Here is a 14,924-nt window from a genome sequence, read left to right as displayed (position 1 = left end):
TCTATTGCGGCGTTGGGCTGGTTGCCACCGCGTCGATCGCGTCTTGGTAGTTTTTATCGATCTTGTCTTGAAAAGCTTCCGTGTTTTTTCTTGCGTTGTGTAAAAACGAATCGTCCGGCGAATCATCCCCCAAGTCCTCGAGCGTCATATCGCCGCCCTCAACCAGATTCTTCCATAGATCCGCAATGCGGCCGCTTCCCGACGAGAAGAAATCGCGACCGCCTTGAAACTGCAGCGCCACGGCCATCAGCGCCGCGACAATCGCCGCCGTGATGATCGCCGAGAGGATCACCCGCTTGAGAAAACGAACCATCATGATCGTGTCCGTATCAGCGCCACGATTCCCGCCACGCCGAAGAGCACGTGCGGTCCCCACGCCGCCACCAAAACGGGCAGGGCGCCCGAACGACCCAGGGCGAGCGCGAATCCCAGTACGATCCAATAGACCACGCCGATGATCACCGCCAAGCCGATACCGAACGCGACGCCTCCCTGGCGGCCGCTGCGAATCGCCCACGGAATGCCCAGCAGCGCCATGATCGCCGTGACCAATGAGAAGCTGATCTTGCCGTGCAGGTCCACGCGATACTTGCGCACGTCGAAACCTTCGGATTTCAGGTCGTTGATATAGGCCAGCAAGTCGCGCACGCCCATTTGCTCCGGGTCCTTGCGGTATATCAACAGATCCTCGGGGGTTTCCGGCAGGTCGATGGCTTGTTCCTCGAAAGCGCTTTCGGACAGCAACCGGCCGCGATCGAATTTCCGGACCACGCCGGAGACGGCCCGCCATTGGTCATCGGCCCACACGGCGCGCTCGGCGTCGATGCGCTCCCGCAGCGAGAAGCCCTCGTCGAAACGGTAGATCTGCAGGCGATGCAACGAGTTTTCCTCCGGGCGAAAACGACCGATGCGATAAATGGCGCCGGGGCTTTTGTACCAGAAATCCTTGTCACGGATTTTGACGCGCCATTCCTGCTTTTTGATGTAGACCTTCTTCACGTACTTCATTTTCGTGGTGGCCGCCGGGACGACGAACTCGTTGATCGCAAACGCGCCGCCGGCGAGCACCAGCGACCACAGCAGAATCGGCAGCACAATCGTCGGCACCGATACGCCGCCGGCCTTCATCGCCGTGATCTCGCTGTTGCGCGACATGATCGCCAGCACCAGCAGCGTCGAAAGCAACACCGATACCGGCAGGAGTTGGAAAACGATAGTCGGTATCTTGTACAGGAAGTAGAGCAGCACGTGCACGAAAGCCGGGTCGCTGCGGAAGAAGTTGCCCGCGCGGTCGATGAAGTCGAACACCAGGTAAATGACGATCAGTGCGCCCAGGCATAGCCCGAAGAGCCTGAGAAATTCGCGCGACACGTAGCGGGCCAGCACGCTCATGAGTCGCTTTCCCCGTCGCGACGAACGCCGAATTTCGCGCGGAACCAGGCTCCCGTCGCGGCGGACCATTTCGACGCTTTTTCCAGCAGCCAGATCGGCCGCTCGTTCGCCTTGCGCTGCAGCAGGTACGCCCCGAACGCAACCATCAAGACGTTGGGAACCCACATCGCAACCGCCGGGTGCACGAGGCCCTTCCAACCCATGTTCTCCCCGGCGCGAAACAGCAGGTAGTAAACGCACAGCACCACGATGCTGGTCGAAAAGCCGCGGCTGCGCCCGGAACGCGGCGGGCTGATACCCAACGGCAGGGCGATCAAACCGAAGGCCAGGCACACGAAAGGCATGGCGATGCGCCGATGGTACTCGGTCCACGCGCGGCGCCGTTCGTAATCTTTGTCCGTGCCCTCCAAGCTCGCGACGTACGCCGCCAATTCCCCCATATCCATTTCCAGGTAGGTGTGGCGAAGCTTGTCCCCGCCGCCCATCACCTCGCCCAGGTCGACCTGAATGCGATAAGTGCGAAACTGGACCGTTTCATAAACGCCCGGTTCCCCCGGGTCGGTGCGGTGAACGACGCCGTCCTCCAACTCCAGCAGCAGCGTATCCTCGCGGCCGCTGTCGAGCAGGCGACCGAGCGCGGCGGTGACGATGATCGGCGCGTCTTGCTGCCGTTGGTCGGCCAGGAAGATGCCCTCCATCTTGTCTTCCTCGGGCACCAGGTGATGCACGTAGAGCGTCATGTCCTCCAGCGAGTCGTTGAACACATGCTCGACGATGGCCACCGTCGCCTTTTGGCGTCCCAATTCGATGAGCATGTTTTTGAAACCCGCCTTACCCCACGGGTCGGCGTAAAGCGCAAGGAAAGCCGTCGCGACGGCCATCACGATGCTGAGAAAAAGGATCGGTGGATAGAGTTGCACCAGGCCGATGCCGCCGGCCTTCATCGCCGTGATTTCACTTTCCGAGGACAGCCGGCTGACGGCCAGCAGCACCGCCAACAAGAAACTCATCGGAATCGTAAACGTGAAAAAGGGCGGGAAAATATAAGCGAGCAGCAGGCCGATGTCGGCCAGCGCGACACCATAGGAAACGATCAACTCGGTGAGCTTCAGCAACTGAAACATCAGCAGCACGAAGCTGAGGATCACCAAGCCGATGACAAACGGCCCGAGCACCTCGAAGACGAGGTAGCGAAAAAGGGTGCGGCTCATGGTTTGAGAGTGTAGCGGCTTGCCGAAGGGATGACAAATTCCTGAATTAGAAGTCTTCCAGCTCGTAGCTTTCGAAACGGGTATATTCCCGGTGGAAATAGAGACCGAGCAGGCCGGTCTGCCCCATGCGGTTTTTGCCGATGATCAATTCGGTCACGTTTTCCTTCTGGTCGTTGCCGGGCTTGGCGCGATCGTCCTGCAGTTGATCCTTGGTCCAATAGACCGCTTCGCGATACAGGAACATGACGATGTCGGCGTCCTGCTCCAGCGCTCCGGATTCCCGCAAGTCGGAAAGGCGGGGCCGCTTGTTGTCGCGGGACTCCAACGCCCGGTTGAGCTGCGCCAGCGCCATCACCGGGCACTCCAGCTCCTTGGCGATGGCTTTCAAGCTGCGGCTGATTTCGGCGATCTGCTGCTCGCGGCTGTCGATCCGCCGCGCGCTGGTCATGATCTGCAGGTAATCGACCACGATCATGGCGATGTCGCCCTTGTCGGCGCGCAACCGGCGGGCCTTGGCCTTGATTGTGTTCACGTTGGTGCCCGCGCTGTCATCGACGAAGAGCGGCAATTCGCCCAGTTCCCCCGCGGCATTGGCGATTTGCGTGTAATCCTGATCGGACAACTTGGACTTGTGCACTCTGTCGGCGGGGATGCGGGCCCAACTGGTCAGCAGGCGCAGCCCGAGTTGAATGGCGCTCATTTCCAGTGAGAAAAACAGCACCGGTTTCCGTTCCGCAACGGCCATGTTGAGCGCCACGTTTAGCGCCAGGCTCGTTTTACCCATCGCCGGGCGGGCGGCGACGATCACCAATTCGCCGGGCTTGAAACCGTTGGTCAGACGGTCCAGGTCGGCGAAGCCGCTGGCCAGTCCGGCCAATCCGCCACCGTGCTCCGCGCGTTCGTCGACGTAGCGCAGGGCGTCGCTGATAACGTGTTCCAGCGACTCGTAGGGCGAGCCAACCCGTTCGCGCGTGACGTCGAAAACCAGCCGCTGCGCCTGATCGACGATCTGCAGCGTGTCGAGGGTTTCCTCGTCCTCGCTACGGCCCTCGAAAATTGTGCCTTGAATGGATTGCGTCACCGCCAACAAGCGGCGTAGCAGCGCCTTTTCGGCGACGATCGTGGCGTAATGGGCGATGTTGGCGGCGGTGTAGACTTCTTCTTCGATCCGGTCGATGTACTCCACGCCGCCGATTTCATCGAGCATGCCTCGCTCGGCGAGGGCGTTCTTGAGCGTCACCGGATCGATGGGCAGGTTTTTTTCGCGCAGCGTGCATTGCACATCGAATATCTTCTGATGGCGGGGCGAGTAGAAATCGCCCGGACTTACGAAGTCACGGACGACGTCGATTTTGTCTTGTTGAAATAGGATGCCGCCGAGCACGGCCACTTCGGCCGTCTCGCTGTTGGGAGGAACGCGTCGTTCAATGGGGGTGACGTTGCGTCTGAGCGGCGGACCTGCCATCGCGTGCTCCTGCTCCTTTCGGTGCGGTCAGCCGCAAGCGGCGGGAATCACGCTTCCTTGGCGGTAACCCACACTTTGACTTCGGCATTAACGTCGCGGTGCACTTTGACTGTGACGGTAAACACGCCGGTGGTGCGAATCGGCTCGGCCAATTGGATTTTCCGGCGATCGATATCCAAGCCGGCCTCGGCTAACTTTTCAGCGATCATCGCGCTGGTTACCGAGCCGAAGAGACGTTCCTCTTCGCCGACTTTGGCGGTGATGCGCACTTGTGCTTGTTCGATGCGCTTGGCCAGCGTTTCCGCGTCGGCCATGACGCGTTTCATTTTGGCTTCGATCCGCGTGTGCTCGTGCTGCAGCCGAGCGACGTTGCGCGTCGTGGCCTCCACCGCGAGTCCTTTGGGGATCAAGAAATTGCGGGCGTACCCATCCTTCACATTGACGACTTCGCCGATGTTTCCTAAATCGATTACGTCCGCACTCAAGATGACCTTCATCGTATTGCCTCCGTATCCGAAGCTAAGTCCCGTTGTTTTCCTTTTCGTCTTGATCCCGCTGCGCGGCGTCGCGCGCCACCGACCGGCCCCGCCAGTCGGTCCAAAATTCCATCAATCCCAGGACCGGCACGACTGCCGGCAAACCTTGGGTCAAGACCATGAAGTAGGTCAACCCCCGCAACAAGCGCGGGAAACGCCACCGCTTCATGAAAAACGACATCACACCCAGTCCCTGCAAAACGTACGGGACCAGCGAGATGAGCACCAAGTTCAAACAGACGTAGAACAATGGCGCCACTGCATCCGTATCACGACCTACCATGGGCAGGATCAAGTATGGCAGCAAACCAAGTGCCGGTAAAAGTACCGCCCAGACGGCGATATCCGGAACGCGCCAGCGGTTAAACTCCGCATCTCGTAACGCCGGCAAAATCCGCCGCGCCAACAGCACGTTGACCAACACCAAACCCACGATGGCAAAGGTTGCCATGGAAGGCAATACCCGAAAGATCGTCCACACCAACAGATGTTTCTGAGCCTTGAGAGCATTGAGATCGGCCAGTTGCTCGCCGCTGATCTGCGAACTCAACATCACGATGTATTGATCGAAGGAGAGCCGGAGCTGAATCAGCCAGGTGAAACCGACGTCCACCAAGCTGTGCCCGGAGAGCACCTGCAGGGCCAAGTACTGTCCCACCGTGCCCAAGAAAGCGAACGCTGCCGCTCCGATGAACAAGCGATCCACCGCGATGGATTTGCTACCGTAATGCCAAAGAACAATGCCGAGTCCGGCGATTCCTACGCCGATTGCCAACCCGGCGCCAGCCACAGTCGTCCAACTTGCGTCCGGCACAATCGCCGCCAATAGGCCGACGAATACTCCCAAACCGGCCGCGAGAATCAGGCTGCGCCTGAACCCCGCGCGACGCGCCACACTTACGACGACCACCGGAGTCACCAGCAGACCGGCAAAAAGAAAATTGCCGATCAAAAACGCGAGCAACTCCGTTGTCCCCACGGTCCGCGCCCCCCGTGCGTAACCCCGCCTACACCGTCGAACTAGTGTACGGCATCAACGCGATGTGACGGCTTTGCTTGATCGCCATCGTAAGCTTGCGTTGGTGCTTGGCACAAACTCCCGTGATGCGACGCGGAATAATCTTGCCGCGCTCCGTTATAAAGCGCGAGAGCATTTTCGGGTCTTTATAGTCAATCACAATAGTCGGGTCGGCGCAAAACTGGCACACCCGACGTCGACCGAATCCACGTTTCCGACCACGAATCATCGTATTTCCTCCACTGGCCGCAAAGGGCCGCGTTTGATGTCACTTAAAACGGAATATCGTCATCTTCAAACGAGGGTGGCGCATCGTCGACATTGGCGCTGCGTGAGGGTTCACTCGAGCGCCGGGAACCCCCTTCACCGCGGGAGCTGACGAAGGAGAAGTCCGAAATCCGCACTTCAACCTTGCTGCGCTTCTCACCCTGTTGGTTTTCCCAGCGGTTCTGGACCAACTCGCCCTCGATGAGCAAAGGGTCGCCTTTGCCCACATATTTCGACAGTGCTTCAGCGCGGTTGCCGAACATCACGGCGTCGAAGAAGTGGGCCTCGTCTTCCCAGGTGTCACCCTTTTTGACCCGACGGTTTACGGCCAACGCAATCTTTACGACCGCCGTACCGCCGCCGGTATAACGAATTTCCGGATCGCGGGTTAAGTTACCCATCAAAATGACGCGATTAAAACTGGCCACGACACACTTCCTTTATTAATCGTCGGTTTCTTTTTTGTCTTCCGACTTCGTTACCTCGGTGTCGTCATCATCATCGTCGTCGTCATCGTCGTCTTTATCATCGTCATCGTCTTTATCATCGTCGTCGTCTTTGTCATCATCGTCGTCATCATCATCGTCATCTTTGTCGTCGTCGTCTTTGTCATCGTCGTCGTCCTCAGACACAGGTTTGTCCTCAGACACAGGTTCGTCCTCAGGCACAGGCTTGTCCTCAGAGACAGGTTCGTCCTCAGGCACAGGCTTGTCCTCAGAGACAGGTTTGTCCTCAGGCACAGGCTTGTCCTCAGACACAGGTTCGTCCTCAGACACAGGTTTGTCCTCAGACACAGGTTTGTCCTCAGACACAGGTTTCTCGGCACTCGCAGTGGCCGCGGCTTCTTCGGCTTCGGCCCTGGCGAGACGCTCGGCTTCCCGTTTGGCGACATCGGCCATCCAACGCTCCTGCTCACTCCGCTCGGTCTCAACGTCGATCTTATCGGCGATCTTGACGGTCAAGAAACGGATGACTTCGGCGTGGATTTTGAGGTTACGCTCCAATTCGGCGATCAAGGTCGGCTCGGCGACAAAAGTCAGTAGAACGTAGACGCCCTTACTGCACTTCTTGACCTCGAATGCGAGCTTCTTTTTACCCCAGACGTCTTCCTTCACCACAAACCCGCCATTTTCCGTGATGATGTCACAGAATTTGGCGCGCGCGGCGTCGGTTTTTTCCGGAGCGCTATCGTGTTTCAGAATATAGAGGGTCTCATATTTTCGCAGCATCGGTCCTCCTTTCGGCCACTGCGGCCCCAAGCATTACAAACGCAGCCTGGAGCAAGGAGACATCGACTACGCTTTGGCTCTGTAAAAACCAAAACCAAGAGGGCGGAAACATACACAACCTCTTCTGCCTTTGCAAGGCCGGTCCCGGTCTTTTTCAAACAAATACCAAGCAGCAACCGCGCGGCCCGGGCCGCCGAAGCTCAAGGCCAAAAAAAAGGCGACCCCGAAGGGCCGCCTTTGCGTTTTGTATATCGTTGATTACACGAGTAACGGTGCGATCACCAGGCTTACAACACTCATCAGCTTGATGAGAATGTTCATGGCCGGGCCGCTGGTGTCTTTGAAGGGATCGCCGACCGTGTCGCCCACGACCGCCGCTTTGTGCGCGTCGGAGCCCTTGCCGCCGAAGTTACCTTCTTCGATGTACTTCTTGGCGTTATCCCACGCGCCACCGGCATTGGCCATCATCAGCGCCATGAACACGCCGCAGACCAACGCGCCGGCCAAGAAACCACCTAGCGCTTCCGGACCGACAATGAAGCCGACGAGGATCGGAGCGATCACCGCCGCGATACCCGGCAGGACCATTTCCTTCAACGCGCCGTCGGTGGCGATGGCTACACAGGTTTCCGAATCAGGTTCGCCGGTGCCTTCCATAATGCCGGGGATTTCACGGAACTGCCGCCGTACTTCTTCGACCATCTGGCCCGCGGTGCGGCCCACAGCCCGCATCGTCATTGCGGCCAGCAAGAACGGCATGATGCCGCCAAGGAACATGCCCACGATAACCAGGTTGTTGCTCAACGACAGAGCCACCGGATCCAGTTTCGTCACCGTCATGAAGGCGGCGAACAGCGTAATCGCGGTCAAGGCCGCCGAGCCGATCGCAAAGCCTTTGCCGATCGCGGCGGTCGTGTTGCCCAGCGAATCCAAGCGGTCGGTGATCTTGCGCACGTCGTCGCCCAGGCCGGCCATTTCAGTGATGCCGCCGGCGTTATCGGCTACCGGACCGTACGCATCAACCGACATCGTCACGCCGATCGTGGCCAGCATCGCCACCGCCGCGAGGCCAATGCCGTACAGGCCTGCGAAGTAGTGGGAGATGCCGATTGCCAACGCGATGACGAACACCGGCGCCGCAGTCGATTCCATGCCGGTGGCGAAGCCGTGGATGATCGTCGTCGCGGCACCTGTTTGGGCGGCTTCGGCGATTTTCACAATCGGCTTGCTGGAAGTGTAGTACTCGGTAAGCAGGCCGATCGCCACACCGGCGAGCAGGCCGAAGACCGTTGCCAGGAAGGCGCCCCACGCCCAGCCGGTGCCGCCGAAGAAAACCATCGCCAACACGAAGGAAGCTACGATGAACACGCCGCCTGCGTACCAGGTAGCCTTGTTCAACGCTGCCGACGGATCCTGGTCCTTCAGCTTCTCAATCTGCGACGAGCCGTACTTCGACGCGAGAAGTCCGAACATGATAAGGAAGAGCGGGAAGGCGATGAAGTTGAGCCGTACGTGTTCGGCCAACTGCGTGCCTTTGGCACTGATATCCATCGACGCTGCGATGGCGACGGTACCGACGATCGACCCGACGTAGGACTCGAACAAGTCGGCGCCCATGCCGGCCACGTCGCCGACGTTATCGCCCACGTTGTCGGCGATGACAGCGGGGTTGCGCGGATCGTCTTCAGGAATTCCGGCTTCCAATTTGCCGACTAGGTCGGCGCCGACATCGGCTGCTTTTGTGAAGATGCCGCCACCCACACGAGCAAACAGCGCGATCGAACTGGCGCCCATCGCGAAACCGCTGATGATGCTGGCGAATTTTGTGAACGTGGCCGGTACGTCAGCAGCGAATACCGGATAGAGGAAGAACAGACCCAGGCCGATCAAGCCCAGGGCCGCGATCGCCATACCCATTACGTTGCCGCCGGCAAACGCCATGGCCAAGGCCTCGCCTTGCCCCTTTGTCGCCGCTGCCCAACTGGTGCGCACGTTGGCGCTGGTCGCCGCGGCCATGCCGAACCAACCGGCCGCCATCGAGGCACCGGCGCCGCACAAGAAGGCGACGGCCGTCCAGTGGTATTCCATAAACAACCACAGCAGGACGAATACGACGGCGATGAAGATCGCCAAAATGCGGTATTCCCGTTTCAGGAAAACCATCGCACCGGCGTGGATTTTTTCCGCCAAGGCGGTCATTTTCTCGTCGCCGGGATCAGCGGCTTGAATGCGCTGATACACCGTCCACGAGTAGTAGAGGCCGTATACTCCCAAGAGGGGAGCAAAGAAGGCCAATAAGTCGGGTAGAAAGTCCCAATTGTACATAACGTGGCTCCTCCTTTACCTAGCGTAGTCTGACGCCGTACCTCGGCGCCGTTTCACTGGCTGATACTGTTGAATACGTTCATCGCCGCGTCGGGTCCTTCGACAATCCAATGCCAAGCCGCGTCGGCGGCGATTTCAAACCTTGTTTCGTGAAACCGCTTTTCTTCTTCGGACACTTGCGCCAACACGTAGTCGGACAAGTCCATCCGTGCGTCGTCTGGACGTCCCACTCCATACCGCAAGCGATCAAAGTCGGAATTACCTAGCAAGTTGCGTATGGAGTTTAGTCCTTTGTGTCCGGCCGTTCCACCACCTTTTTTGATGAGAATCCTACCGGGATCCAAATCGGCGTCGTCGTGGATCACGAGCAAATCGGCCGGGCTCAGCTTGTAGTAATTCAGGACCGGCGCAACCGCGCGCCCGGATTTGTTCATGTACGTCTGCGGCTTCATTAAAAGGACCGCGCCGTCACCGACGCGGCCCTGTGCGATGTCCGAAGAAAACTTCGTTTGGGAAAATGAGACGCCCATGCGTTCGGCAAGACGTGCGCAAATCTCGAACCCGACATTGTGCCGGGTGTGGCGATAGCGCGCGCCGGGATTACCGAGACCGCAGACGATTCTCATGGCATGCCTCTTGTTTTCCCTATTCTTCCGATTTTTTATCGCCGGCGGCCTCTTCGCCTTCGGCTTCTTCACCTTCGGCCTCTTCGCCTTCGGCTTCTTCACCTTCGGCTGCGACCGTCTCTTCCGGCAGATCCAGGCCGTGCGTGCTTTGCGCGGTGCACAGCGGGTAATCATCCGGCAGCTCGGTTTCGACGCCTTCGGGTAACGTGATATTCCGCAAGTGCAGCGTTTGGCCGAGTTCCAAATGACTGGCGTCGACTTCGATCTCCGAGGGGATCTGCGTCGGCAGGCATTGCACGGCCAGCGAACGATGCTGCACATCCAGCAGAGCGCCGGTCTTCTTGATTTCCTCGGCGCCGTGAATGACCAGCGGCACGTCGACGGTAATCTTGCGGTCCAAGCGCACCGAGGTCAGATCGAGGGTCATGGCGCGACCGGAGAGGTGGTGACGTTGCATTTCCTTGATGATGAACACCTTGCCGCTCAACCCTTCAAGACCCTCACCGTCAAGGTTGATCAAGGCGTGGTTCCAATTGCCGCGCCGAATCAAGTCCTCGACCAACGAATAGTCGACGGTGATCGATTCGTTCGGCAAATCCTTCCCGTAGACGTTGCCGGGGATTTTTCCGGCGGCACGGAGCTTGCGATTAGCGCCTTTGCCCGTGTCGACACGTCTTTCCACTGTCCATTTAACTTGGTCCATAATTCATTCCTTCCAGCCGGTTTCCGCAGCGCGCGTCGCGTCCGCAGGTTCCCGGAGTCGATTAAATCAATCGGACGGCCATCCGCCGCCCGTTGTTAACTGTAAGATTCCACATCGGGGAACAAGCTCGATACGCTGCCCCGCGAGTGTACATTCATGATCGCCTGGGCCAGCAAACCGCTGACCGACGCGACCGTTATTTTGCCGCATGCCCGCGCATCTTCGCGAAGCGGCACCGTGTCGGTGACAATCAGCGCGTCGATGCGATCCACGTTCGGATTCACGGTGCTCTTCTTCATCAGGTTTTCCACCGCGGGCGGGCTGAGAATCGGATGCGTGATGCACGCGAATACCTGCGTTGCGCCTTCTTCGCGCAGTTTGTCCGCCGCCTTGGACAACGTGCCGGCCGAGTCGACAATGTCGTCGACCAACACCGCCGTCTTGCCCTCGACGTTACCCACGAGGTTGACTTCCGCCACATGACCCGGCTGTGTCCGCCGTTTGTCGATGATCGCCAAACTCGCTTCCTTGTCGCTGTCGCGATCCAGCATGTGAGCCAGGTAACGCGCCCGCCGCACGCCGCCCGCGTCGGGGCTGACCACCACGATGTCATCCACCGTACAATCGGTACAAGCGTTGAATGCAGTGATCAACGTTTCGGCCGCGTACAAATTATCCACGGGCACATCGAAGAACCCCTGAATCTGTCCGGCGTGTAAATCGACCGTCACGACTCGATCAGCGCCGGCGGTCGTGAGCAGGTTCGCTACCAGCTTCGCCGTGATCGGCGAACGAGCCGCGACCTTCCGGTCCTGACGTGCGTACCCATAATAGGGCACAATCGCCGTAATTCGCTCGGCGCTGGCGCGCTTGCACGCGTCAATCATGATCAACAGTTCCATGATGGTTTGATTGACGTCGGGACAGGTGGACTGCACGAGATACACATCCATCCCGCGCACACTGACGCCGATCTTCACTTCGATTTCGCCGTCCCGAAATCGACGTATCGTCGCCGGGGAGACCGGCACCGCCAAATGCGCGGCGATGTCCCTGGCCAACTGCGGGTGCGCCGTTCCCGTGAAAAGTCGAATCAAACTAGAGTCGAGAAGAGCTTCCTTTTTCATGGGTCTAAAAGGTCCTTCGTATTGGGTGTCGCACGTAACGCCCGCCGCCAGATAGCCACTACGCCGTCATGGCAAACGGGACACCTTGAATGCCGCAAAATCACGAGATGTAAATAACTGTTTCTATATCCTTAACCACCACGCTCGGTGCGGTCATGCTACCGTAACTGTCGGGCGCGTTCGAACGTCGCACATTATTGACTGGGGCGGTAGGACTCGAACCTACAATGCCGGGTTCCAAAGACCCGTGGCTTACCATTAGCCCACGCCCCACCAATCGGTTTTTCTTTCGGCGCTTCTTTTAGCGGAACGCTGTGCTTTCGGTCGGAACTGTCACGTTCGGGCGGTTTCTCGGCCGATCTTAAAGGAAAGACAGAGGTCCAACGTCGGCTTGGTTACACTTCCTCACCGACAGCGTAATCGCCCTCCGCCAGCGCTCGATTGTACTCATCGAGCACCGCGGTCTCGATTTTCATCCGCATCTCTGCATTAAGCGGATGGGCGACCTCTCCAAACGTGCCGTCTTTCTTTTTCTTACTGGGCATCGCCACGAACAGACCCTTATGGCCTCGAATGATCTTCATGTCGCGGACGATGAAACAGTTGTCGAAGGTCACGGTTACGAAGGCTTTGAGACGATCTTCGTCTCGGAGAAATACGCGGACATTCGTGACTTCCATGGGGCCCTCCCGACGTTCTTTTACGCTGTGTCACATGCAAAAGCCCACCAGTTTCGCTGCCTGGCAACCTCACACGCACGCTCCGCTTGTTTGCGCTCGTTGTAAATGCCAAAGACCGTCGGACCGCTGCCGGTCATCAACACACCGACAGCTCCCTGCTCGCGCAAAAAAGCTTTGCATTCAGACACTTGCGGCATAAGCCGCGTCGCAGGGTCTTCCAGGTCGTTGCGCAACAAAGCACAAGCCGCATCCTGGTCCCCGATGGAAGGCGGTAGCTTATTTAGCTTCACCTTTTGTGTCAAGGGCCAGTTGAGCGCGCGGTAAACTTCCGGCGTGGACAATCCACGCTCCGGTTTCACCAGCGCAAGTGCGATGCCGGCTTTCACATGATATGGATTCAAACGCTCACCGACCCCCTCCGCGAGACACGCCGACTCGGCCAGAAAAAAAGGCACATCCGCGCCCAATTCCAAAGCCAACGCCGACAATCGCGCATCGTCTATCTCCACTTTCCACAACTGACGCAAACCCATCAGGGTCGCTGCCGCATCCGACGAACCGCCACCTAACCCGGCGGACGCCGGAATTCGCTTCTCTAAATGTATCTTTGCTCCGAGATCCACGCCGGCCGCCTGCTGCAACGCCTTGGCCGCGCGCACGACCAAGTTCGTGCCGTCGGTCGGAATGTTGGGGCTGTCGCAGGAAAACTCGATATCTCGAGTCTTTGTAAGGTGGAGGCTTAAACGATCTGCCAGGGAAATCGGTACCATAATGGACCGCAGCAGATGGTATCCGTCCGCTCGTCTTCCGACAATCTCAAGACGTAGATTAATCTTAGCTGGAGCATCTTGATGCATACTATATGTTTACCTTAATAATTTTCTGGGGTCAAAGGGGTACATAGAAAATATTATCAGGTCATATTCGACCACCTCTCGCGCAAAATAGCCGCGAGCACCGGGAGGCTCAAAGGCTCCCATAAAGAAAAGCCAATTGCTTCCCCGAGTGCCACTTTTAAGGAGAAACTTATTAAGATTGAAATCACGTAACCGTAAACGCCAATTTTTTTCTGCTTCCAGATTGCCATCGAAAAAATAAGAACCGCGCCGGAAAGGGCCGCGAAGATAACAACCGATAAACGCGGCTCGGTCAGCAAACGCAGAAGGTAATCGACAAAGGTAATGAAGCCAAGAATCGCGATGGCGAGCAATACGGTCGGCAAGACGCCGCCAAATTCCGCATCGGATTCGGTCGGGCCTGTATTTTTATTCGGCGCCGGTGCTGACAATTCGAGATGCTTTCCGCCAAAAGGCGCGTAATTAGACAATCACCTTGAGCGTTGATTGCCCAAGGCGAATTTCATCGTTGTTGGCCAGCACCGCTCTTTTCACCCGCCGTTCGTTGACAAACGTGCCGTTGGCCGATTCCAGATCCTCGATCAACAGCCCGACGCCGCCGCGTCGCACTTCGGCATGGCGGGACGAAACGTGCTTGTCGTTCAAACGAATGTGGCACTGCTTGCTGCGGCCAACCACTTGTCGGCCTTCGCCAATCAAAAACCTTTTGCCCACATCCTCACCTTCCACACATTCTAAAAACGGGTGCTGTTGCTGGCCGCTCTGCTTCGTGTACAGCGATACCATCAAATCATGCTCATCCATGACCACCGTATCACCGCCGGTTTTGTCTTTCGACATCTCGGGACTCCTTCGCGTCTCTGCAAACGCGCCGCGCGTCTAGGGCAGGTTGCCGACGAAAGTCTGTTTCGTATCGTCGTCGACATTACCGCCGACGCGCAAAAAGAAGCGATATTCGCCAATGATGATTTCGTCGCCGCGATGCAGCGGAGTGCGGGTCGAAATACGTTGACCGCCAACGAGGACTCCGTTGACGCTCGCCGAATCCTCGATCGCGACGCTGTCACCATCGACATGGAAAATGCAATGCTGCCGGCTGACGCTTTTGTCCAACAACACGATGTCGTTGGATTCTTGACGACCCACCGAAACCGCACCTTGCTCTTTGAGTGGATACGATAATATCCGCCCTAAATCATCGGTCATTTCAAGACGGTACATGGCAACCCCCCTACCGATAGCCCAAACCATTTCGCTCGTGCAATGTTAGTGCGTCAAATGAAGATTCAATACCACTCTCCAAGTATACCGATTTCCTCGCCGTGCGCCAATGGGGCATCCTGTTTCCTGTAAACAGGCGACTTGACGAAAATTCGCCAAGACATTCTAATGCCCAAGTTGTAAATCTAATAGGATAACGATAACCGACGTTTGGTAGCGGGCCGAAGCCTTGTGCAACGTCGCCGTGGTGAAATAAGCAGTTTCCCC

Annotated in this window: 18 protein-coding genes and 1 tRNA gene; all 19 read right to left on the bottom strand. The window is 57.8% G+C overall.

What is annotated here, in order from left to right:
• Position 1: 1 nt before the first annotated feature.
• The 19 genes from P9L99_02200 to P9L99_02110 all read right to left on the bottom strand — a co-directional run bounded on the left by P9L99_02200 (position 2) and on the right by P9L99_02110 (position 14,657).
• Positions 2–316 (bottom strand): hypothetical protein, encoded by a 315-nt coding sequence (locus tag P9L99_02200; GenBank protein ID MDP8222147.1) that lies wholly within the window; start codon positions 314–316, stop codon positions 2–4.
• A complete protein-coding gene (lptG, locus tag P9L99_02195) occupies positions 313–1,392 on the bottom strand; it encodes an LPS export ABC transporter permease LptG (GenBank protein ID MDP8222146.1) in 1,080 nt (359 codons plus the stop codon). The genes P9L99_02200 and lptG overlap by 4 nt, the downstream gene beginning before the upstream one ends.
• Positions 1,389–2,603, bottom strand: coding sequence for an LPS export ABC transporter permease LptF (lptF, locus tag P9L99_02190; GenBank protein MDP8222145.1), 1,215 nt, complete (start codon positions 2,601–2,603; stop codon positions 1,389–1,391). Before lptF ends, lptG begins: the two co-directional genes overlap by 4 nt.
• Before the next feature lie 46 nt (positions 2,604–2,649).
• A complete protein-coding gene (dnaB, locus tag P9L99_02185; protein ID MDP8222144.1) occupies positions 2,650–4,068 on the bottom strand; it encodes a replicative DNA helicase in 1,419 nt (472 codons plus the stop codon).
• A gap of 47 nt (positions 4,069–4,115) precedes the next feature.
• Complete coding sequence (gene rplI / locus P9L99_02180) at positions 4,116–4,565, bottom strand: 50S ribosomal protein L9 (protein MDP8222143.1); 450 nt, start codon at positions 4,563–4,565, stop codon at positions 4,116–4,118.
• Between the two features lie 22 nt (positions 4,566–4,587).
• Complete coding sequence (locus tag P9L99_02175; GenBank protein ID MDP8222142.1) at positions 4,588–5,583, bottom strand: DUF2232 domain-containing protein; 996 nt, start codon at positions 5,581–5,583, stop codon at positions 4,588–4,590.
• 28 nt (positions 5,584–5,611) lie between these two features.
• Positions 5,612–5,851: a 30S ribosomal protein S18 gene (gene rpsR / locus P9L99_02170; GenBank protein MDP8222141.1), complete on the bottom strand. Its 240-nt coding sequence runs from the start codon at positions 5,849–5,851 to the stop codon at positions 5,612–5,614.
• 43 nt (positions 5,852–5,894) lie between these two features.
• Positions 5,895–6,317: a single-stranded DNA-binding protein gene (gene ssb / locus P9L99_02165; protein ID MDP8222140.1), complete on the bottom strand. Its 423-nt coding sequence runs from the start codon at positions 6,315–6,317 to the stop codon at positions 5,895–5,897.
• Positions 6,318–6,332: 15 nt separating this feature from the next.
• Complete coding sequence (gene rpsF / locus P9L99_02160; GenBank protein MDP8222139.1) at positions 6,333–7,118, bottom strand: 30S ribosomal protein S6; 786 nt, start codon at positions 7,116–7,118, stop codon at positions 6,333–6,335.
• Positions 7,119–7,376: 258 nt separating this feature from the next.
• The gene (locus tag P9L99_02155) at positions 7,377–9,443 is read right to left on the bottom strand and encodes a sodium-translocating pyrophosphatase (GenBank protein ID MDP8222138.1); all 2,067 of its coding nucleotides are present in this window, start codon (positions 9,441–9,443) and stop codon (positions 7,377–7,379) included.
• 53 nt (positions 9,444–9,496) lie between these two features.
• A complete protein-coding gene (gene pth, locus P9L99_02150) occupies positions 9,497–10,069 on the bottom strand; it encodes an aminoacyl-tRNA hydrolase (GenBank protein MDP8222137.1) in 573 nt (190 codons plus the stop codon).
• Positions 10,070–10,088: 19 nt separating this feature from the next.
• Entirely contained in the window at positions 10,089–10,772 is a 684-nt protein-coding gene (locus tag P9L99_02145; GenBank protein ID MDP8222136.1) for a 50S ribosomal protein L25, read from the bottom strand.
• A gap of 95 nt (positions 10,773–10,867) precedes the next feature.
• Positions 10,868–11,899: a ribose-phosphate pyrophosphokinase gene (locus tag P9L99_02140; GenBank protein ID MDP8222135.1), complete on the bottom strand. Its 1,032-nt coding sequence runs from the start codon at positions 11,897–11,899 to the stop codon at positions 10,868–10,870.
• A gap of 201 nt (positions 11,900–12,100) precedes the next feature.
• Positions 12,101–12,172, bottom strand: a tRNA-Gln gene (locus P9L99_02135).
• A gap of 122 nt (positions 12,173–12,294) precedes the next feature.
• Positions 12,295–12,579 carry a septation regulator SpoVG gene (gene spoVG / locus P9L99_02130; GenBank protein ID MDP8222134.1) on the bottom strand — a complete coding sequence of 95 codons (285 nt, stop codon included), beginning with the start codon at positions 12,577–12,579 and terminating at the stop codon, positions 12,295–12,297.
• A 20-nt stretch (positions 12,580–12,599) separates the two neighbouring features.
• A complete protein-coding gene (locus tag P9L99_02125; protein MDP8222133.1) occupies positions 12,600–13,436 on the bottom strand; it encodes a 4-(cytidine 5'-diphospho)-2-C-methyl-D-erythritol kinase in 837 nt (278 codons plus the stop codon).
• Between the two features lie 56 nt (positions 13,437–13,492).
• Positions 13,493–13,906: a hypothetical protein gene (locus P9L99_02120; GenBank protein MDP8222132.1), complete on the bottom strand. Its 414-nt coding sequence runs from the start codon at positions 13,904–13,906 to the stop codon at positions 13,493–13,495.
• Entirely contained in the window at positions 13,899–14,276 is a 378-nt protein-coding gene (locus P9L99_02115) for an FHA domain-containing protein (GenBank protein ID MDP8222131.1), read from the bottom strand. The genes P9L99_02120 and P9L99_02115 overlap by 8 nt, the downstream gene beginning before the upstream one ends.
• Positions 14,277–14,315: 39 nt before the next feature.
• The gene (locus tag P9L99_02110) at positions 14,316–14,657 is read right to left on the bottom strand and encodes an FHA domain-containing protein (protein ID MDP8222130.1); all 342 of its coding nucleotides are present in this window, start codon (positions 14,655–14,657) and stop codon (positions 14,316–14,318) included.
• Positions 14,658–14,924: the final 267 nt, after the last annotated feature.

It is taken from the genome of Candidatus Lernaella stagnicola (genome assembly GCA_030765525.1).
GTDB lineage: Bacteria > Lernaellota > Lernaellaia > Lernaellales > Lernaellaceae > Lernaella > Lernaella stagnicola.
Note: the sequence above shows the minus strand (reverse complement) of the source record. Positions and strands in the feature narration are given on the sequence as shown.

What these genes read in the sequence shown, in the direction of transcription:
- P9L99_02200 (MDP8222147.1), bottom strand. Translation starts at nt 316, where the DNA reads ATGATGGTTCGTTTTCTCAAGCGGGTGATCCTCTCGGCGATCATCACG.
- lptG (MDP8222146.1), bottom strand. Translation starts at nt 1,392, where the DNA reads ATGAGCGTGCTGGCCCGCTACGTGTCGCGCGAATTTCTCAGGCTCTTC.
- lptF (MDP8222145.1), bottom strand. Translation starts at nt 2,603, where the DNA reads ATGAGCCGCACCCTTTTTCGCTACCTCGTCTTCGAGGTGCTCGGGCCG.
- dnaB (MDP8222144.1), bottom strand. Translation starts at nt 4,068, where the DNA reads ATGGCAGGTCCGCCGCTCAGACGCAACGTCACCCCCATTGAACGACGC.
- rplI (MDP8222143.1), bottom strand. Translation starts at nt 4,565, where the DNA reads ATGAAGGTCATCTTGAGTGCGGACGTAATCGATTTAGGAAACATCGGC.
- rpsR (MDP8222141.1), bottom strand. Translation starts at nt 5,851, where the DNA reads ATGATTCGTGGTCGGAAACGTGGATTCGGTCGACGTCGGGTGTGCCAG.
- rpsF (MDP8222139.1), bottom strand. Translation starts at nt 7,118, where the DNA reads ATGCTGCGAAAATATGAGACCCTCTATATTCTGAAACACGATAGCGCT.
- P9L99_02155 (MDP8222138.1), bottom strand. Translation starts at nt 9,443, where the DNA reads ATGTACAATTGGGACTTTCTACCCGACTTATTGGCCTTCTTTGCTCCC.
- pth (MDP8222137.1), bottom strand. Translation starts at nt 10,069, where the DNA reads ATGAGAATCGTCTGCGGTCTCGGTAATCCCGGCGCGCGCTATCGCCAC.
- P9L99_02145 (MDP8222136.1), bottom strand. Translation starts at nt 10,772, where the DNA reads ATGGACCAAGTTAAATGGACAGTGGAAAGACGTGTCGACACGGGCAAA.
- P9L99_02140 (MDP8222135.1), bottom strand. Translation starts at nt 11,899, where the DNA reads ATGAAAAAGGAAGCTCTTCTCGACTCTAGTTTGATTCGACTTTTCACG.
- spoVG (MDP8222134.1), bottom strand. Translation starts at nt 12,579, where the DNA reads ATGGAAGTCACGAATGTCCGCGTATTTCTCCGAGACGAAGATCGTCTC.
- P9L99_02125 (MDP8222133.1), bottom strand. Translation starts at nt 13,436, where the DNA reads ATGCATCAAGATGCTCCAGCTAAGATTAATCTACGTCTTGAGATTGTC.
- P9L99_02115 (MDP8222131.1), bottom strand. Translation starts at nt 14,276, where the DNA reads ATGTCGAAAGACAAAACCGGCGGTGATACGGTGGTCATGGATGAGCAT.
- P9L99_02110 (MDP8222130.1), bottom strand. Translation starts at nt 14,657, where the DNA reads ATGTACCGTCTTGAAATGACCGATGATTTAGGGCGGATATTATCGTAT.